The organism is Pseudogemmatithrix spongiicola, assembly GCF_030623445.1.
In the GTDB taxonomy this organism is placed as follows: Bacteria; Gemmatimonadota; Gemmatimonadetes; order Gemmatimonadales; family Gemmatimonadaceae; genus Pseudogemmatithrix; species Pseudogemmatithrix spongiicola.
The window spans coordinates 927,679-946,331 of the sequence record NZ_CP130613.1 but is presented as its reverse complement, the minus strand read 5'-3'; the positions used below and the strand labels follow the sequence as shown (position 1 = coordinate 946,331).

15 protein-coding genes are annotated in these 18,653 nt (G+C 69.2%); 4 read left to right on the top strand and 11 right to left on the bottom strand.

The genetic code is table 11. The features are described from left to right. Positions 1-10: 10 nt before the first annotated feature. The 4 genes from Strain318_RS04225 to Strain318_RS04210 form a co-directional block, all read right to left on the bottom strand. A complete protein-coding gene (locus Strain318_RS04225; protein ID WP_367887284.1) occupies positions 11-1,492 on the bottom strand; it encodes a SulP family inorganic anion transporter in 1,482 nt (493 codons plus the stop codon). 32 nt (positions 1,493-1,524) lie between these two features. Beyond that, complete coding sequence (locus Strain318_RS04220; protein ID WP_367887283.1) at positions 1,525-2,190, bottom strand: hypothetical protein; 666 nt, start codon at positions 2,188-2,190, stop codon at positions 1,525-1,527. Between the two features lie 66 nt (positions 2,191-2,256). After that, positions 2,257-4,515 (bottom strand): serine/threonine-protein kinase, encoded by a 2,259-nt coding sequence (locus Strain318_RS04215; protein ID WP_367887282.1) that lies wholly within the window; start codon positions 4,513-4,515, stop codon positions 2,257-2,259. Between the two features lie 6 nt (positions 4,516-4,521). Continuing rightward, positions 4,522-4,956, bottom strand: coding sequence for a hypothetical protein (locus Strain318_RS04210; RefSeq protein ID WP_367887281.1), 435 nt, complete (start codon positions 4,954-4,956; stop codon positions 4,522-4,524). A gap of 154 nt (positions 4,957-5,110) precedes the next feature. On the opposite strand from Strain318_RS04210, the gene Strain318_RS04205 reads away from it, so the two are divergent. Both Strain318_RS04205 and Strain318_RS04200 read left to right on the top strand, forming a co-directional pair. Next, positions 5,111-5,536, top strand: coding sequence for a DUF4399 domain-containing protein (locus tag Strain318_RS04205; protein ID WP_367887280.1), 426 nt, complete (start codon positions 5,111-5,113; stop codon positions 5,534-5,536). Positions 5,537-5,555: 19 nt separating this feature from the next. Further along, positions 5,556-5,960 (top strand): DUF2177 family protein, encoded by a 405-nt coding sequence (locus tag Strain318_RS04200; RefSeq protein WP_367887279.1) that lies wholly within the window; start codon positions 5,556-5,558, stop codon positions 5,958-5,960. Here Strain318_RS04200 and Strain318_RS04195 read toward each other — a convergent pair. The 7 genes from Strain318_RS04195 to Strain318_RS04165 all read right to left on the bottom strand — a co-directional run bounded on the left by Strain318_RS04195 (position 5,943) and on the right by Strain318_RS04165 (position 14,625). After that, positions 5,943-8,210, bottom strand: coding sequence for a hybrid sensor histidine kinase/response regulator (locus Strain318_RS04195; RefSeq protein ID WP_367887278.1), 2,268 nt, complete (start codon positions 8,208-8,210; stop codon positions 5,943-5,945). The two genes, Strain318_RS04200 and Strain318_RS04195, sit on opposite strands and share 18 nt — an antisense overlap. A 167-nt stretch (positions 8,211-8,377) precedes the next feature. Beyond that, positions 8,378-10,417 (bottom strand): phenylacetic acid degradation bifunctional protein PaaZ, encoded by a 2,040-nt coding sequence (gene paaZ, locus Strain318_RS04190; RefSeq protein WP_367887277.1) that lies wholly within the window; start codon positions 10,415-10,417, stop codon positions 8,378-8,380. Then, positions 10,414-11,016 carry an acyltransferase gene (locus tag Strain318_RS04185; protein ID WP_367887276.1) on the bottom strand — a complete coding sequence of 201 codons (603 nt, stop codon included), beginning with the start codon at positions 11,014-11,016 and terminating at the stop codon, positions 10,414-10,416. The genes paaZ and Strain318_RS04185 overlap by 4 nt, the downstream gene beginning before the upstream one ends. Positions 11,017-11,028: 12 nt before the next feature. Next, positions 11,029-12,240, bottom strand: a complete 1,212-nt coding sequence (pcaF, locus tag Strain318_RS04180) for a 3-oxoadipyl-CoA thiolase (RefSeq protein ID WP_367887275.1) — start codon at positions 12,238-12,240, stop codon at positions 11,029-11,031. Continuing rightward, positions 12,237-12,644, bottom strand: a complete 408-nt coding sequence (locus Strain318_RS04175) for a PaaI family thioesterase (protein ID WP_367887274.1) — start codon at positions 12,642-12,644, stop codon at positions 12,237-12,239. Before Strain318_RS04175 ends, pcaF begins: the two co-directional genes overlap by 4 nt. After that, the gene (locus tag Strain318_RS04170) at positions 12,641-13,837 is read right to left on the bottom strand and encodes a 3-hydroxyacyl-CoA dehydrogenase NAD-binding domain-containing protein (RefSeq protein WP_367887273.1); all 1,197 of its coding nucleotides are present in this window, start codon (positions 13,835-13,837) and stop codon (positions 12,641-12,643) included. Before Strain318_RS04170 ends, Strain318_RS04175 begins: the two co-directional genes overlap by 4 nt. A gap of 2 nt (positions 13,838-13,839) precedes the next feature. Next, the gene (locus tag Strain318_RS04165; RefSeq protein WP_367887272.1) at positions 13,840-14,625 is read right to left on the bottom strand and encodes an enoyl-CoA hydratase-related protein; all 786 of its coding nucleotides are present in this window, start codon (positions 14,623-14,625) and stop codon (positions 13,840-13,842) included. 229 nt (positions 14,626-14,854) lie between these two features. Here Strain318_RS04165 and Strain318_RS04160 point away from each other — a divergent pair, with 229 nt between their 5' ends. Both Strain318_RS04160 and Strain318_RS04155 read left to right on the top strand, forming a co-directional pair. After that, entirely contained in the window at positions 14,855-16,957 is a 2,103-nt protein-coding gene (locus Strain318_RS04160; RefSeq protein ID WP_367887271.1) for a transketolase C-terminal domain-containing protein, read from the top strand. 268 nt (positions 16,958-17,225) lie between these two features. Further along, positions 17,226-18,653 (top strand): MATE family efflux transporter, encoded by a 1,428-nt coding sequence (locus Strain318_RS04155; RefSeq protein WP_367887270.1) that lies wholly within the window; start codon positions 17,226-17,228, stop codon positions 18,651-18,653.

Genomic DNA, 18,653 nt, shown 5'->3' with positions numbered 1-18,653 from the left:
AACAGAGAGTCTAGTGCCCGCCGCCCGGCGCGGCCATCGATAGATCGATGCCCGTCACCGTGACGAGGATGCTGCGCCGTGGCGCGTCCGCGAGGAACGACGCCAACACTTCCTTCACGTCATGGTCGATGTACTCGCCGGTGCCGTCCACCAGCACGCGCTCGCCGTCGGGGATCGCCTCGAGCATCTCGACGATCGCCGGCTTCGAGAGAAAGGTGCCGTCGCGCCGGAACCGCAGCAGGAGCTGGCCGCTCGGCGAGCGTTCCTGGACGATCGCCCCGCGTGAGTTCTGATACAGCACGAACGCGATGCCGACGATGATGCCGACGATCACGCCCTTGAGCAGGTCCAGCGCGAGCACCGCGGCGATCGTCAGCGCAAAGGGGGCGAACTGCGTCCAGCCAAGCTTCACCTGCGTGGAGAACAGGGCCGGCTTGCAGAGGTTGAGCCCGACCTGGATCAGCACCGCCGCCAAGGCCGCGAGCGGAATCTTCGTGAGCAACGGCGCCGCATAGACCACGGCTACCACGAGCAACACGCCATGCACCAGCGCCGACATGCGCTCGCGCCCGCCGGCGGCGAGGTTCGCCCCGCTGCGCACGATGACCGCCGTCACGGGCAGGCCGCCGAGGAACCCGGACACGGCGTTCGCCGTGCCCTGCGCGATGAGCTCGCGGTCCGGGGGGCTGCTGCGGCGCAGCGGGTCCAACCGGTCGATGGCCTGCAACGAAAGGAGCGTCTCGATGCTCGCGACCACGGCGACCGTCACCGCGGCGACCCACATCTCCGCGATGCCGAAGCCCGACCAATCCGGGCGCGGCATGGCGTCGAGCAGCGCCGTGGCGCCGCCGATGGGGACGTCGACGAACTGCGCCGGCGCGAGTGCGAGGCCCGACACGCCGCTGAACACCGCCGCCAGCACGCTCGTCAGCAGCACGACGACCATCGCCGGGGAGAGCACGGCGATCTTCGCGAGCGGCGTATGCCGCCAACCATAGAGAATCACCAGCGACAGCAGCGTGAGCAGCGCGGCGCCTACGTTGAACGACGTCGCGAGGTCCGCGAGGCCTGCCGCGCCCACCGCGACGGGGAGCTGCTTCCACACGATGGTGATGCCGATCGCGGCGAGCATGCCCTTGATGACCGCCGACGGGACGAGAGCCGCGAAGCGTCCGCTTCGCAGGAAGCCGAGTCCGGCCTGCAGCACGCCCGCGACCAGCGTCGCCGTCAGGAACAGCTCGAACGACCCAAGCGCCTGCGTCTCGGCGAGCACGATGGCCGTCAGGCCGGCCGCCGGACCCGTCACCGACAGCGGGGATCGGCTGATCCAAGGCACCACCAGTCCACCGACGGCGCCCGCCACCAGCCCCGAGACGGGCGGTGCTCCCGATGCGATGGCGATGCCCAGGCACAGCGGGAGCGCGACGAGGAATACGACGAATCCGGCGACGGCGTCCTGTCGCGGGTAGGCAAACATGTTCGCAGTGGGCATCCCGCAACCTACGCAGGGGCCCACCCGAACGCTTACGTCGTCGGTCGCGAATCCGCGCTGGGCGGGAGCGCTTGCGCGGCATCCTGCATCGCGCGATTCGCCAGCAGCTGGGTCACGAAGCGCTGGCCTTCGCCGATGCGCTCGACTTCCAGGGCCGTGGTCTCGATCGCGCGATCGATCGAATCGAGGCGGCGGTCAAGCTCCGGGGTCATCGAGACCGTCACCGCCGCCTTCTTCCAGAGACGCCGCGCGTAGGCAATCACCAGCGGGAATCCCATCGCGAGTGTCAGGAGCACGCCCACCGTCATGACGACCTCGAAGCGATCGGCGCTGCTCTCCTCCGGTGACGGCGTGGTACTCCCGGGCACCGCCGCCGCTTGGGACTCGCGCAACTGCGCATCGGCCAATTGCTGGCGCAGGTCAAGCACGCGGATGTCGAGCGCGCGCAGATGCTGCTCAAGCCCCTCCTTGTCCACGCCCTCGACACCCGGCTGGCGCAGCTGCCGCGCCACTTCCTCGCGCTCGCCCTCGGCGTTGGCCAGCTGGTCGCGGATGAGGCGCCGCTGCGTGGAGGCGGCTTCGTACATCTCGCGTGCCGTGTAGGGACCGCCGGGCAGCACCGGACTCTGCGGCGCGGTGGTCTGCGGGGCGCTTGCTGCAGGGGCGGGCGCGGGCTGCGCGGAGGGGGTCGCTTGCATCGGCGGTACGGGTGGAAGGGCGCGTCGTAGGTGCAGGGCACCTACGGGCCAGGACCGCCCCGGGATTCAGCCCTCGAGATACCGACGGGCGATGCTCGCAGCCTCGGCGCCCCGCCCGGTGCTGCGCAGCAGGTCCGCCAGCGCCCTCGCGGTCTCGACGAGATTCCGGTCGCCCGGCTGCAGCTTCGCCGCCCGGATGTCCAGCGCGCGCCGCCAGTACGACTCGGCGCTGCGGGTATCCCCACGATCGCGCATCACGCCGCCCAGCGCGTGGAGCGTCACCGCGAGCGACGCATCGGTGGCGGTCAGACGCGTCTCCTTGATCGTGAGCGACCGCCGCAGGAGGCTCTCCGCCTCGGCGAGGCGCCCGAGCTTCCACTGCGTCTCGCCGATGTTGTTCAGCAACGACGCCATGTTCGGATGGTCGGGATCCAGTGTGCGCTCGTAGATCTCCCGCGTCCGCTCGTAGTGGCGCAGCGCGTCGTCGTAGCGCGCGAGCGAGTAATAGATGGCCCCGAGATTGTTGTTCGCACTCGCGAGATGGGGGTGGTACGGCCCGAGTGCGGCCTCGCGCAGGGCAAGTGCCCGGCGCATGTTCGGTTCCGCCTCGGCGAACCGCCCTTGGCTCCAATACGCGATGCCGAGACCCGAGAGATCCCGGGCGAGCCGGAGGTCGTCCCGCTGCTGCGACGCGTCGTGGAGGCGGACGGCTTCCGAGAACAGCGATTCCGCCGCCGCGTACTCGCCCATCCGCCAGCGCAACAGCCCCATCGCACCAATGACTACCGACGTCTCGTCGCTACCCATGCCGTACCGCTGCTGGCGTGCGGTCAGCACGAGCCGGAACATCGAGTCGGCCATCGCCCACTCGCCCATGGTCCGAAAAACTTGCCCGAGCGCGTAGTAGGTGTCGAAGCGCTCGTCGGCGTCGGGGGCCAGCGCCGCCTCGCGCGCGCGCGCGGCGTCCTTGAGCTGCTCGAGGGCATCCGGGAAAAGCCCGAGCGACAGGTACGCCCGGCCGATGGTATGCAGGATGCGACCGCGCTCTTCGGGCTGCTCCGCGAGTTCGACGCGCGCACGCTCGGCACCGCGCGCGAGGAGCTCGCGGGCGGTGATGTCGCCGGCGGGCACCGGCGCACTGAACTGCTCGGGATCGAACACGCCGAACAGTCCCACGACGAAATCCGTCACGGACTGCGCCGCCATGGCCTCGATGCGCGCCCGCTCCTCGGCGCGTCGGGCACGCACCAACCCCACCGTCGCCAGCACCGTACTCACGAAGAGTGCCGAGAGCGCCAAGCTCGCCGCCGCAACGCCTGCCCGGTGCCGTCGCACGAACTTCCCGACGCGATACGCCGCGCTCGGCGGACGCGCCGCGATGGGTTCGTCCATGCGGGACCTCTGCAGGTCCAGCACGAGGGCGTTCGCCGTCGGATAGCGCCGGGCGCGATCCGGCTCCAACGCGTGCAGGACGATCCAATCGAAGTCGCCCGCGAGATCCCGCTGCAGCCGCTCAGGGTCCGTGCGCCGCAGGTGGGCCACCGTGGTCTTCTCGTACTCCAGTCCCGCGAAGCGTACGCTGGGCAGCGGCACCAGCCATTCCCGCGACGCCAGCCCGGCGAGGAAGACGTGATACCCCATCTGCTCGGGATCCATCGGCAGCTTGCCGCACAGCAACTCGTAGAGGATGACGCCGAGCGAGTAGATGTCGGCGCGGGTATCCACGTCGAGCGCACTGCCGTCCGCCTGCTCCGGACTCATGTACGCCGCCGTGCCCAGCGCGACGCCCACGTGCGTGATCAGCGTGTTCTCGGTGAGTCGCCCGCCCACCGCCTTGGCGATGCCGAAGTCGATGATCTTCGGCCGCGGCTCGCCGTCCTCCTCCACCACCAGGATGTTGCTCGGCTTCAGGTCACGATGGATCACGCCCTTCTGGTGTGCGTGCTGCACGGCGTGGCACACCTGGATGAACAGATCCACGCGCTGCGCGATCGTCAGGCGGTGCGAATCGCAGTAGGTCGTGAGCGGCATCCCGCGCACGAGCTCCATCACGACGTAGGGCAGGCCGTTCTCGGTCGCGCCGGCGGCGAGCACCTTGGCGATGCCGGCGTGGTCCATGAGGGCCATCGCCTGGCGCTCGGCGTCGAAGCGGGCGATGACCTCCCGCGTGGCGAAGCCGCTGCGGATGACCTTCAGCGCGACACGGCGGCGGACCGGGCCCGTCTCATCCGCCTCGTACACCACGCCCATACCGCCCTCGCCGAGCACATCGAGGATGCGGTACGGGCCGATGCGATCCGGGACGGGGGCGCCGGACGCCGTCACGACGGGCTAGAGCTCGACGATGATGTCGGGGTCAAACTTCGCGGGCGGCCCGCCCGGGCATGCGCCCTGCGCGTTATAGCGATAGTGGCCTTCCGCGTTCGGCTTCATGTCCGCTGCGGCGGCGCGATTGCCGGGGCCGCCAGTCAGCTGCCGCGTACGGTACGGCCACGCGCCGGGAAGAATCCCTATCCGCGGCTTCGGCGTCACGACGAAGTTGCTGACGTCGGAGTCCGGCGAGAGCTCGATGTAGACCGTATCGCCTTGCTTGATGCGCAACGTGTCGGGCGAGGCGAATCCGTCGCGCGTCTCGCACTTGAGCGTGATGGTAATCGTGTGGGACGCTCGACGGACGGCGCCTTCGTCAGCCCGGTCGGCCGGTGGCAGGGCGAAGGCCATCGCAGCGAGGGCCAACGAGGAGAGGACAGCCAGCCGGCGAATCAAGGAGGACTCCAAGCGATGAAGGTTGCATGACGATGCGCCACGAACCTCTGTGCCGCAAGCCGCGACGGAGCGAACTTGTACGGGGTGCCAGGGGTTTACTTCCCTGTGCCGGTCTCACCGGTATCCGCCCGTTCGTCCCTCACTCGCCCGCCCGATGCCGATCCGCTTCCTCGCCGCCGCCCTGCTCGCCGTGGTCTCCGCCGCGCCCACCCTCCGCGCGCAGGCGACGCCCGCCCAGACGCCCGCCCCGGAGATCTCCATCCGCGAGCCCCGCGACGGCGCGACCGTCCCGCGCACCTTCACCGTCGTGTTCGGCCTGAAGAACTGGGGCGTCGCACCGGCCAGCGTGAACTTTCCGCGTACCGGGCACTTCCACATCCTGATCAACACCGATGCCGGCGCGCCGGGCACACTCATCCCGGCCGACTCGCTGCATCGCCACTTCGGCACCGGCGCCATCGAGACCACGCTCACGCTGGCCCCCGGTACCTACACGCTCCGCGCCGTGCTCGGCGACCACGAGCACAAGGTGATCTCGCGCGAGCTCGTGAGCGCGCCGATCCGCATCACCGTCCGCTGACCCGACGGAGCCGCGCCCCATGGCCTTCTACCTGAAGCTATACGCCGCCTGCACCGCGACGTTCTTCGCCCTCGACATCGCGTGGCTTGGCTTCGTCGCGAAAGGCTTCTACCAGCGCCAGATGGGCCATCTGCTCGCGGAGCAGACCAAGTGGGGCGCGGCTATCGCCTTCTATCTGATCTACGTCGCGGCGATTGTCGTGCTCTGCGTGCTGCCGGGCATCGAGAAGCAGAGCGTGCTGCGCGCCGCCGCCCTCGGCGGGGTCTTCGGCCTCGCGGCCTACGCCGCGTTCGACCTGACGTCGCTGGCGTTGCTCAAGGGATTCCCCTCCGGCGTGGTGCCGGTGGACCTCGCGTGGGGCGTCGTCCTCACGGCGAGCGTTGCCGCGGCCGGCACCTGGGTGGGGCTACGCCTGACGGCTTGACCGCGCGTGGCGCACGGCGCGCCGAAGCGCCGCGTGCAACGCCGAAGCCGTGAACGGCTTCTCGAGGATCACGGGGCGGCTGGCGAGGTCCGCGGGGATCCGGTCCCGAACGTCGGCGTATCCGCTCACGAGGATCACCGGCAGGTGCGGGAATCGTTCCCGCAGCACGGCCGCGAACGCGATGCCGTTCATGCCGGGCATCATCACATCGGAGATGACCGCGATCGGGAACGACCCGGCGGGGCAGGTCTCCAGCCACGCGAGGGCGGCGTCGGCGGTCTCGTGCGCGTGGACCCGATGCCCCCCGGCCTCGAGGATGCGCTTCATCACCATGCGCGTCGAGGGATCGTCCTCCGCGAGCATGACGAGGCCTGGCACCAACGCCTCGCCGGTGATCGCCAAGGCGCGCGACGAAGAACCGGGATTCGCCGAGTCAGGTTCAGCCTCCTGCGCGGGCCGCACCAGCGGGAAGTACACGCGCATCGCGGTGCCCTTCCCGGGCTCGGACTGCGGCACGATGCGCCCCCCTGCCGCCTGTGCGATGCCGTGCACCGTCGCCAGCCCCAGCCCGGTGCCCTTGCCCAGCGGCTTGGTCGTGAAGAAGGGATCGAAGACGCGCGCCAGGGTCGCCGCGTCCATGCCGACGCCGGTATCGCTGACCTCGAGGCATACGCAGTCCTCTGCCGGCGCCGTGGAATCCGCCCCATGAAGCCCCGACAGGCGCGACCGGCTCGTGCGGATCGTGAGTCGCCCTCCGTCGGGCATCGCGTCGACCGCGTTGACGACGAGATTCACCAAGACCTGCTCCATCTGCGTGGCGTCCGCCTCGATCGGCGGGAGGTCCGTGGCGAGCTCGATGCGCCGTTCGACGTTGCTGGGAATGAGGCGGGCGAGCATCGAGTCCGTGTTGCGCACCACGCCGTTCAGGTCCAGCGGCTGCACGTCGCTGAGTCGCTGCCGGCTGAAGGTCAGCAGCTGCCGCGTGAGCGCCGTCGCCCGATCGATCGCCTTCAGCACTTCGTCAAGATCATGCGCCTCGGGCGAATCGGGGGCGAGGCCCTCGCGGGCCATGCCGGCATACGAGGCCATCACCGTCAGCAGATTGTTGAAGTCATGGGCGATGCCACCGGCCAAGCGCCCGACGGCCTCGAGCTTCTGCGCTTGCAGCACCTGCTCGTCGAGCCGACGCCGTTGCTCCAGGCGTTCTTCCAACGCCGCGTACGACTCTTCCAGCTGTCGCAGTTCGTCGGCCGGGTCTGCCGCGGCGAGCCCCGGCTCGGCGGCGGGCGGCGCGCCGTGAGCGGCCAACGTGCGATCGAGTTCCACCGCGACCACGCGGATGCGCGCGGCGAGGTAGCGCGCCAGTAACCACGCCAACGCCGCGCCGACACCCGCTATCACGAGCGTCGCCAGCCACATGCGATCGAGGAACGACCGGATGGGCGCCATGATATCGGCCTCGGGCCGCTCGACCCACACCAGCCACGGCGTGCCGGGGACCGCCCGCCCGAGGCCCAGCGCGGTCACGCCACCCGGCGACGCGACGCGCTGCACCGAATCCGGCGCAGCGGTGAACTCCGGACCTGGCACGATGCGATCGAAGTCGCTCCAGACCGTCCACTCGGTCGAGCCCAGCAAGAGGCGTTCGATGCCGATCAGCGCGCGGATCTCCGCGGCGCCCGTCCCGCGCGCCACATGAACCTCCTCGAGCCATCCGAGCAGGGCCCCGTCCTCGCTGACCACCGGCGCCACGGCCACGAAGCCCGGCGTCGTGTCGCGAATGGCGACCACGGGCCCGATCGTCGCCGAATCGCGTGGCAACGTGCCTTCACGTAGGCCACCGATGGTCCACCCCATCGACGTCGCACCGGCGACGCGCGTCCACGAGGCGCGCACATCGCCGTCAGGCGTGAGGAGTCTCGCGGCGGCACGCGTGCCCGTCTCCGGTGCCGACGCATAGGCCTCGAGCAGCGCCGCCGCCTCCGCCTCCGAGCTTCGCGGACCGAGCGCACGCCGCAGCTGCGGGCCGCGCGCCGCCTCCGTGAGCGTGCGCCGCGCCGCCGGGATGCCGTTGCCCAGCAGCTGCGCGAGCTGTGTCGCGCCGTGTTCAAGGTCCGCGCGGGCCGCGCTCACGAGCACCTCGCCGATCTCGCGGTTCGCGAGTCGCCCCGTCACCACCGCCACCGCCATGACGATCGCGGCAAGCAGCAATGGAAACCGAATTGCGATCGAGCGAAGTATTCGGGTCACGCCACCGGTCTCGTACAGGGGGGATGGCGCGGGGACGCCAAGTCACGCAACGATTGTCAGGGAAACACTGATTCGCAATGTCAAATACCTTGACACGGTCCAGTTCTATACGGAACGCAAAACGGGGTGCCGCAGGGCACCCCGTCAGTTATCGGCACAAGTCGGATCTATGCCGCGCGCCGCACGAGGGTGAGGATGCTGTACAACGCGACCGCTTCGCCTGATTGGTTTGTCACTTCGACATCCCACTCGACGACGCCCTGCGGGATGCCACCCTCCGGCGTGTCCTTCGCCGTCTTCTGCTTCACGGTCAGCCGCACCTGGATCGTGTCGCCTGGGTACACCGGCTTCGTGAAGCGCAGGTTCTCGAGTCCGTAGTTCGCCAGCACCGGTCCGAGCGAGGGCTCGACGAACAATCCCGCCGCCGCCGACACAATGAAATACCCGTGCGCGACACGGCCCTCGAATATGCCGTTCGACCGCGCCTCCTCGTCGTTCATGTGCGCATAGAACTTGTCGCCCGAGAGCTCGGCGAACTTCACGATGTCATCCAGCGTGATCGTGCGCGTGCCGGTGACCAGCGTATCGCCGATGTGGAGTTCGTCGAAGGTCTTCCGGAACGGATGCACCGCGTCCGTCGTCTCGGTCGCGCCCTTCGTCCACTCGCGGGTGATGGCCGTGAGGACACTCGGGGACCCCTGCACCGCCGTGCGTTGCATGTAATGCAGCACGCCGCGCGCGCCCCCCATCTCCTCGCCACCCCCGGCGCGGCCCGGTCCGCCGTGCACGAGATTCGGCAGCGGCGAGCCATGCCCGGTGCTCTCCTTCGCGCTCGAGCGGTCGAGCACGAGGAGGCGACCATGGTACGGCGCGACGCCGAGCACGACCTTCTGCGCCGTCGCCGGATCGGCCGTCACCAGCGAGCCGCAGAGCGAACCGCGTCCGCGACGCGCCAGCTCGATCGCCTCGTCGAGCGTCTGGTACGGCATCACGGTGTTCACGGGGCCGAAGGCCTCGACGTCGTGCGGCTCGGTCTTCGCGAACGGATCCGCGCAGTACATCAGTTCCGGCTGGTAGAAGGCGCCCTTCTCCCGATCCGCACCGACCACCGCGAAATCCCCGCCACCCACCACGCGCTCCGCCGCCGTGCGGATGCGCTCGGCGGCGAGCCCGACGTCGCGCACCTGCGCCTTGCTGGCCAACGGCCCCATGCGCACGCCTTCGACGGACGGATCGCCGACCGTGGTCTTCTCCAGCCGCGCGCGGATCGCCTTGATCACGTCCTCTTCCATGCCGGCGGGCACGATGGTGCGGCGCACGGCCGTGCACTTCTGCCCGGCCTTCACCGTCATCTCCTTCACCACTTCCTTGATGAAGAGGTCGAACTCCTCCGTACCCGGCGCCGCGTCCGGCGCGAGGATCGCGCAGTTCAGCGAGTCCGCTTCCATGTTGAAGCGTACCGCGTGCTCGACGATCGCCTTGCTCTCCTTCAGCATGCGCCCCGTCGCCGCGGAGCCCGTGAACGCCACGGCGTCCTGCTCCGTCACGTGGTCGAGCAAGTCGCCGGCGCTGCCGCAGATGAGCTGCACGGCGCCCTCGGGCAGGATGCCCGACGCGATCATCTCCTTGAACACGGCTTCGGTGAGATAGCTCGTCGCCGTCGCCGGCTTCACGATCGCCGGCACGCCGGCCAACAGCGTCGGCGCCAACTTCTCCATCATCCCCCACACGGGGAAGTTGAACGCATTGATGTGCACCGCCACGCCCTCGAGCGGCACGCAGATGTGGCGCCCGATGAAGGTGCCGCCCTTCGACAGCGGCTCCGTCGGACCCTCCACATGGAAGGTCTCGTTCGGGAACTCGCGGCGCCCGCGGCTCGCATACGCGAAGAACGTGCCGAAGCCGCCGTCGATGTCGATCCAACTATCGATCTTCGTCGCACCCGTGTATGCGCTGACCGCATAGAACGCGTCCTTGCGCTCCGTCAGGTACTTGGCGACCGCCTTCAGCATCGCCGCCCGCTGATGGAAGGTCATCGCGCGGAGCTTGGGCCCGCCGACGCGCCGCCCGTACTCCGCCATCGCCTTGAAGTCCAATCCACCGCTGGAGGCCTCGGCCACCGGCTCGCCGGTGACGGCATTGAACAGCGTGGTGGACTTGCCCGTCCCCTCGACCCACTGGCCGAGCGCGTAATTCTTGAGCTTCATCGCGATTCCTTGGTCTGCTTCCAGGTCTTGAGTGCGTTCGACTGCGCGGGCCGGTCCTGCGGGACCTCGCGCAGCGGCTCGACTTCCCGCCAGCTCGCGCGCATCTGCGCGGGGAGCTGCTGGTACAGCGCCGTGCCCTCGCCCTTCCACGCGAGCATGTCGTCGCTGACCTCCTTCACGATCTTCGCCGGATTCCCCACCACCACGCTGCGCGGCGGGATCTGCATCTCGGTCGGCACGAAGCACAGCGCCCCCACGATGCTTCCCGTGCCGACCGTCGCGTTGTCCATGATCACGGCGTTCATGCCGATCAGGGCGTTCGCGCCGATGCGCGCCCCGTGCACCACCGCCCCGTGCCCGATGTGCGCGCCGGCTTCCAGCACCACCGTCACGCCGGGGAACATGTGCACCGTGCAGTTCTCCTGCACGTTGCAGCCGTCTTCGATCACGATGCCGCCCCAGTCACCGCGGATCGCCGCGCCCGGGCCGATGTACACGTCCTTGCCGATGATCACGTTGCCCGTGACCGACGCCTTGGGATGCACGAAGGCGCTCTCATGCACCACCGGAATGAAACCGTCGAAGGCGTAGATGCTCACGGCGGCGATCCCTTACGCGCGCTCGAGGATCACCGCGTAGCCCTGGCCGACGCCGATGCACATCGTCGCCAAGGCATAGCGTCCCTTCCGCCGCTTGAGCTCGCGCGCTGCGGTCAATGCCAGGCGCGCGCCACTCATGCCGAGCGGGTGCCCGAGCGCGATCGCGCCGCCGTTGGGATTCACGCGCGCGTCGTCATCCGCCACACCGAGCTCGCGCAGGCACGCCAACCCCTGCGCTGCGAACGCCTCGTTGATCTCGATGACGTCCATCTGGTCGAGCGTCAGCCCCGCGCGCTCGAGCACGAGTCGCGTCGCCGGCACGGGGCCCATGCCCATGATGCGCGGCTCCACGCCGGCCGCGGCGCTGGCGACCACGCGGGCCAGCGGGCTGAGCTTCTCGCGCTGGAGCGCGGCGTCGCTCGCGATCAACAGCGCCGCGGCGCCGTCGTTCAGCCCCGAGCTGTTGCCCGCCGTGACGCTTCCCTGCCCGTCGTGGCGGAAGGCCGGCTTGAGCTTCGCGAGCTTCTCCAGCGTCGTGTCCGGCCGAATGAACTCGTCGTGCTGCACCGGCAGCGGATCGCCCTTCTTCTGCGGGATCAGCACCGGCACGATCTCCTCGGCCAGCCGTCCGTCGTTGCGTGCCGCCAGCGCCTTCTGCTGCGAGCGCAGCGCGAAGGCATCCTGGTCCTCGCGGCTCACGTGGTACCGCGCCGCCACGTTCTCCGCCGTCTCGCCCATCGAGTCCGTGCCGTGCGCCTGCTTCATCAGCGGGTTCACGAAGCGCCAGCCCAGCGCCGTATCGAAGAGCTGCATGTCACGGCCGAACGGCTGGGCGCTCTTGCTCAGCACGTAGGGCGCGCGCGTCATCGACTCCACCCCGCCGGCCACGTACAGATCGCCCTCCCCCGCCTTCACGGCGCGCGCGGCGTTCGCCACGGCGCTCAAGCCGGACGCGCAGAGGCGATTCACCGTCTCACCCGGCACCGTCTGCGGCACGCCGGCCAGCAGCAGCGCCATGCGCGCCACGTTGCGGTTGTCCTCGCCCGCCTGGTTCGCGCAGCCGAGGATCACATCGGCGATGCGCGCCGGATCCAGCGCCGGATGCCGCTTGAGCAGCTCGCGGATCGCGTGGGCGCCCAAGTCATCGGGGCGAATGGCGCTGAGTGCGCCGCCGAGGTTGCCGATCGGCGTACGGATGCCGTCTACGAGGAACGCGTCGATCATCGATGGGGCTTCTGGGTGCGGTACACGGTGCCGCGGAAATGCCCCACGGTCACGTCGTCCTGGTTGGTCACGGTGACGCGCGCGAATCCCACCTTGCGCGACGTCGTCTCCTGTTCGCCCACCGCGGTGAGCACGTCGCCGGGCTTCACGGCGGCCGGGTAGCTGATCGTACAGTCGAGCGCGACGCTGATCTCGCCGCTCGCGTTGGTGCAGAAGGCCAGCGCGGTATCGGCGAACGAGAACACGATGCCGCCGTGCGCCGTGCCGAATCCGTTCGTCATCTCCTCGCGCACCGTCATCTGCAGGCGGCAGTAGCCCTCGCGGGCCTCCAGCACCTGGATGCCGAGCCACTGCGAGAAGGCATCCTGCGCGAACATCCGCGCGATCACATCCTGCGCGCTCACGGCAGCAGCTTCCCGCCGCCCTTGGCGACCCGACGCAGCAACGGACTCGGCCGGTAGCGGTCCTCGCCGTACTCCTGCTGCAGCGACTCGAGCGTGGCGAGCACCGCGGCCGGACCCAGGGCGTCACCCCAGCTGAGCAACCCGCGGGGATAGTTCACGCCCTTGGTCATCGCGAGCTCGATGTCCTCCGGCGAGGCCACGCGGAGCTGCACCGCATCCACCGCCTCGTTGATGAGCATGGCGACGACGCGGTCGCGAATCGTGCGGCCGAGCACTTCGTCCTCGGTCGGCGTCGGTGCGGCGATGCCGTCGCGGTAGTCGTAGTAGCCGCGCTTCGCCTTGCGCCCCAGCCAGCCGCTTTCGACCAAGCGGCGCTGCGTCAGCGACGGCCGATAGCGCGGATCGTAGTACATCGCCTCGAACACGCTGCGCGTCACCGCGTAGTTGACGTCGTTGCCGATCAGGTCCATCAGCTCGAAGGGTCCCATCTTGAATCCGCCGAGCGTGCGCATGGCCCAGTCGATCGTCGCGACGTCGGCAATCCCTTCCTCGAGCACCCGAAGCGACTCCCCATAGAACGGGCGCGCGATCCGATTCACGATGAAGCCCGGCGTGTCGGACGCCACCACCGGACGCTTGCCCCAGCGCTCCACCAGCGCGCGGCTCGCCTCCAGCACCGCGCGGTCCGTCGCCAGCGCCGGGATCACTTCCACCAGCGCCATCACCGGCGCCGGATTGAAGAAGTGGATGCCCACCACGCGCTCGCCGTGCTGGCAGCCACCGGCAATCGCCGCGATGCTCAGGCTCGACGTGTTCGACGCCAGTACCGCCTCGCGCGCAACCACCGCTTCGAGCGCGCGGAAGAGCGCCTGCTTGATGCCGAGGTCCTCGACGATCGCTTCGATGACCAGACCGCAGGGCGCGAAGGCCGCGAGCTCCGTGGCGCCGACACCGTGCAGGTACTGGATGCGCGCGAGCACGGCATCCGCGTCGGCCTGCGTGCGCTTGCCCTTCTCAAGGTCGCGCGCCATCGCCTTCGCATGCCCGTCCTTGGCCTTGGCGACCGCCGCCGCCGACGCATCGGCGAGCACGACGCGGTGCCCATTGGCGGCGGCCACCTGCGCGATGCCGGCACCCATCGTGCCCGCGCCGATCACCCCGACGACAATCTCGCTGCCGAGTGCGTGCGCCATCGTCACTGCCCTCGGTATGTCGGCGCGCGCTTTTCAAGGAAGGCGCGCACGCCTTCCTCATAGTCCTTGGTGCGCCCGGCTTCCTGCATGCAGCGGGCTTCCATCTCGAGCTGCTCGTCGAGGCCATTTGCCCACGATGCGTTCATCGCGCGCTTCGTGAGCCCGAAGCCGCGCGTCGCCTGCGTGGCCAACGACGCGGCCAGCGCTCGCGTGGTCGCCAGCAGCTCGGCGCCCGGCGCGGTGTCCCAGATCAGACCCCACTCCTTGGCCTGCTTGGCGCTCACCTTGCCGGCAAGGAAGAACATGCCGGTGGCCCGCTGCGACCCGACGAGCCGCGGCACGAAGAACGTGCCGGAGGTATCGGGAATCAGCCCCAACTTCGCGAAGCTCTCGACGAAGCTTGCCTCTTCGGCGGCGATCGTGAGGTCGCAAGCGAATGCGAGATTGGCCCCGGCGCCCGCGGCGATGCCGTTCACCGCGCAGACCACCGGCTTTTCCAGCGTGCGGATGGCCTTGATGATCGGGTTGTAGCTCGCACGCACAATCTCGGAGATGTCGGGCATCGGCCCGTCACCCTGGGGCAGCGCCTCCTGGAGGTCCTGCCCCGCGCAGAATCCGCGCCCGGCGCCGGTCAGCAACACCGCCCGGATCTCCGGCTCGCCCGCGGCCCGCGCCAGCTCCCCCTGCAGTGCCTGCGCCATCGCGCGGTCAAAGCTGTTCAGCACGTCCGGCCGGTTCAGGGTCAGCTCCAGGACCCCGTCCTTCAGTTCGCTCAGGATGCTCGGCATAGGGGGAAATCTACAGCGTGGTGCTGCCCAAGGGCACAGACTACGACACGCACCACGAAGACACGAAGACACGGAGGAAACCGTCCGGCGTCGTGTCCAATCAGTGCCCGGCACTCCTATCCTCCGCGCGCGGCGGCATCGCTGAGCGCGCAGGGCCTCACGGCGCCGATTCCTTCGTGTCGTCGTGCCTTCGTGGTGAAAGCAGTTCCAGATGCTAGATTTGGCCCCAATGCCGCCGAAGACGAAACCGCCCGCCGGGCCCGCCCTCGATTGGCGCAAGGTCGCCTACCACGTCCTGTGCTCGCGCGCCCTCGACGATGTCGAGGAGCAGACGAACCGCAACCGCGCGACGGTCCCCAAGGACCACGTGGTCCTCTACCAGTTCTCGGCCCGCGGCCATGACATGGCACAGGTCATCCTCGGCCAGCTGCTGACCGGCAAGCGCGACGCCGCCGGGGCGTACTACCGCAGCCGACCGCTGCTGCTCTCGCTGGGACTCACCCTCGAAGATGCGCTCGGCTCACCGCTGGGCCGCGCCGGAGGGTTCTCCGATGGCCGCGACATCGGCGTCGTCTGCAACTTCCCGCGCGAAGAAGGCTGCATCGTCCTGCCGATGGCCGGCGACGTCGGCTCGCAGTACACACCCACCGCCGGCTGGGCGCAGGGCATCACGTACTATCGGGATATCCTCAAGGACTATCGCTTCAACGGCTCCATCGGCGTCGCGCTTGGCGGCGATGCCTCCGTGGCCACGAGCGGCTTCTGGGCGGCGCTCACGATGGCGACGACGCTCAAGCTGCCGATGCTGTTCTACATCGAGGACAACAACCTCGGCATCTCCGTCAGCGGCGATTTCCAGACGCCTGGCGCGAACATCGCCGAGAACCTGGCCTCGTTCAAGAACCTCCTGATCCGCGATGGCGACGGGACGGATCCCGCGGAGTCCGCGCGGTTGCTCGAGGAAGTCGTCGCGCACGTGCGCAGCGGCGAGGGTCCCGCGCTCGTCCGCCTCACGGTCCCGCGCCTGTCGTCGCACTCTGGGCCCGACAACCAGAAGGGATACCGCAGCGACGCCGAGATCGCCGCCGACCAGAAGCGCGATCCCCTGCCGCGGCTCCGCAGCTTCCTCGTGCCCAGCGTGATGAGCGCGGCCGAATGGAGCCAGCTCGAGACGGAAGTCGCGCGCGACGTCGAGCGTGCGCTGGCGGCGGCGCGGAATCGCCCGAAGCCTGACGCCAGCAAGATCGCCGAGCATCGCTACGCCAATGACACCGACGACGCGCCCGAGGCCTTCGGCGGCCTGCGTCGCGCCGAGCGCCGCAAGCTCGGCGGCAGCGATGCCGCGCAGGACGAAGGCGAGCTGCTGCGCTTCGCCGAGGCGGTACGCCGCACGCTGCGCCATGAACTCGCCGTGAACCCGAAGGTCGTCGTCTTCGGCGAGGACGTCGGCAAGAAGGGCGGCGTGCATCTCGTGACCGAAGGCCTGCAGAAGCAGTTCGGCTCGGACCGCGTCTTCGACACCTCGCTCAGCGAGGAGGGGATCATCGGCCGTGCCGCCGGTCTCGCCATCAGCGGGCTCATGCCCGTCGCCGAGATCCAGTTCCGCAAATACGCCGATCCGGCCACGGAGCAACTGAACAATGCCGGCACCTTGCGCTGGCGTACGGCGAATCGCTTCGCCTCGCCGATGGTGGTGCGCATGCCCGGCGGTTTCGGCAAGGACGTGGGCGATCCCTGGCACTCGCTGAGCGACGAAGTGCGCTTCGCGCATGCGTATGGTTGGCAGGTGGCGATGCCGTCGAACGCCGCCGATGCCGTGGGCTTGCTGCGCGCCGCGATGCGCAGCCCGAATCCGACGATCTTCTTCGAGCACCGCGCGCTGCTCATGACCGGCGATGGCGCAGCCCGCTATCCCGGCGACGACTACGTGCTGCCGTTCGGCAAGGCGAGGCTCGTCCAGGAGGGCAAGGCGCTCACGCTCGTCAGTTGGGGCGCCATGGTGCATCGCATCGCCGATGCCATCAAGCCCATGGGCGACGCGGTCGAGTTCCTCGACCTGCGCAGCATCGCCCCCTGGGACCGCGACGCCGTGCTGGCCAGCGTGCGTAAGACGGGCCGCTGCCTCATCGTGCATGAGGACAACATCACCGCCGGCTTCGGCGCCGAGATCGCCGCGACCGTCACGCAGGAGGCCTTCTGGTATCTGGATGCCCCCGTCGAGCGCCTCGCGCCGCAGGACATCCCGATGCCGTACCATCCGGACCTCCTCGCCGCGGTACTCCCGGGTGAGGCCGAGATCGTGTCGGCCGTGGAGCGCATACTGCGCATCTAGACCCATCGGGGATTGCCCGACTTTGAATCCCGCTGTACCTTCCGACCGCTTCCCCAACCTGAGCCTCACGTCGATGATCCTGCTCGCCACCACCCACGCTGCCGTCCGGCTCCGCCCGGCGATGACCGACGTCGTCGGTCCGGTATGCGTTTGCGAAGCAGGGCACCTCGGGTAGCCGCGCCACTCCGGCCGCGCCTCGCGGACTCCACGCCCCTCCTGCTTCGCTCAGCAGTGGGGGCGTCTTCTTTTGACTCCGTGAGCGTTCTGCATGCATAGCAGTCCCGAATCCACCGCAGCCCCCGCACCCGCGTCGAGCGGTCTCTGGCGCGACATCCGCGACGCCATCCGCGGCGCGGAGCACGATTACACGCAGGGTCCCATCGGGCGCGCGATCTTCCTGCTCGCGGTGCCGATGGTGCTCGAGATGTCGATGGAAAGCATCTTCGCGGTCGTCGATGCCTTCTTCGTCGGGCGCCTCGGCCCCGCCGCCGTCGCAACCATCGGGCTCACCGAATCGCTGATGGTCGTCATCTACACCGTCGCGATGGGCCTGAGCATCGGTGCCACCGCCACGGTGGCACGCCGCATCGGCGAGAAAGACCCAGACGCCGCCGCGCGCGCCACGGTCCAGGCCCTGCTCCTCGGCCTGCTCCTCTCCTCCGTGCTCGGCGTCCTCGGCGCGATCTTCGCGCCCGACTTGCTCGCGCTGATGGGTGCCGATGCCGAGGTGCTCGCGGTCGGCACGGGCTTCGCGCGGGTGTCGTTGGCGGCGAACGGCGCGGTGTTCCTGCTCTTCCTCGTGAACGCGGCCTTCCGTGGTGCCGGCGATGCCGCCGTGGCGATGCGCGTGCTGATGCTTGGCAACGCCATCAACATCGTGCTGGACCCGCTGCTGATCTTCGGCGTCGGGTTCTTTCCGGAGCTCGGGTTGGTCGGCGCCGCGTGGGCCACGTTCATCGGCCGCGCCATCGGGTTCCTCTGGGCGCTGTGGCACCTGAGCACCGGCGAGGGCAACCTGCACGTGCACAAGCACCACCTCGGCGTCGAGCCGGCGACGATGTTCAGCATCGCCAAGCTCTCCGGTTGGGGCACGGTGCAGGTGGCGCTGAGCTCGATGAGCTGGATCTGGCTCGTGCGGCTCACGTCGACGTTCGGCGCAGCGGCGGTCGCCGGCTACACGATCTCGATCCGCATCCTGTTGTTCGCCTTGATGCCCGCGTACGGCGTCGGGGCCGCCGCAGCCACGATGGTGGGCCAAGCCTTGGGCGCGGAGAATCCCGATCGCGCCGAACGCTCGGTGTGGGTGGCGGCGCGCATCAACATGCTCGTGCTCGGCCTGACGGGCGTGGCATTCTGGATCTTCGCGCCGACCATGGTGAGTTGGTTCAGCGAGGCAGCCGACGTGCGTGCGGTCGCGAGCTATGCGCTGCGCGTCATGTCGCTGGGCTTCCCGCTGTATGCGCTCGGCATGGTGCTCGAGCAGTCCTTCAACGGCGCGGGCGACACGCGCACGCCGAGTTGGATCAACTTCTTCGTCTTCTGGGTGCTGCAGATCCCGCTGGCCTGGTGGATGTCGCAGCGCACCGACCTGGGATTCCGCGGCGTGTTCATCGCCGTGCCGATGGCGTACTCCGCGCTGGCGATCGTCAGCGCGATCCTCTTCCGGCGCGGTCGCTGGAAGGTGAAGCAGGTGTAG

Excerpts from the sequence above, each read along its gene's own strand:
- Strain318_RS04225 (WP_367887284.1), bottom strand. The coding sequence starts at position 1,492 with ATGCCCACTGCGAACATGTTTGCCTACCCGCGACAGGACGCCGTCGCC.
- Strain318_RS04220 (WP_367887283.1), bottom strand. The coding sequence starts at position 2,190 with ATGCAAGCGACCCCCTCCGCGCAGCCCGCGCCCGCCCCTGCAGCAAGC.
- Strain318_RS04205 (WP_367887280.1), top strand. The coding sequence starts at position 5,111 with ATGCCGATCCGCTTCCTCGCCGCCGCCCTGCTCGCCGTGGTCTCCGCC.
- Strain318_RS04200 (WP_367887279.1), top strand. The coding sequence starts at position 5,556 with ATGGCCTTCTACCTGAAGCTATACGCCGCCTGCACCGCGACGTTCTTC.
- paaZ (WP_367887277.1), bottom strand. The coding sequence starts at position 10,417 with ATGAAGCTCAAGAATTACGCGCTCGGCCAGTGGGTCGAGGGGACGGGC.
- pcaF (WP_367887275.1), bottom strand. The coding sequence starts at position 12,240 with ATGATCGACGCGTTCCTCGTAGACGGCATCCGTACGCCGATCGGCAAC.
- Strain318_RS04170 (WP_367887273.1), bottom strand. The coding sequence starts at position 13,837 with ATGGCGCACGCACTCGGCAGCGAGATTGTCGTCGGGGTGATCGGCGCG.
- Strain318_RS04165 (WP_367887272.1), bottom strand. The coding sequence starts at position 14,625 with ATGCCGAGCATCCTGAGCGAACTGAAGGACGGGGTCCTGGAGCTGACC.
- Strain318_RS04160 (WP_367887271.1), top strand. The coding sequence starts at position 14,855 with ATGCCGCCGAAGACGAAACCGCCCGCCGGGCCCGCCCTCGATTGGCGC.
- Strain318_RS04155 (WP_367887270.1), top strand. The coding sequence starts at position 17,226 with ATGCATAGCAGTCCCGAATCCACCGCAGCCCCCGCACCCGCGTCGAGC.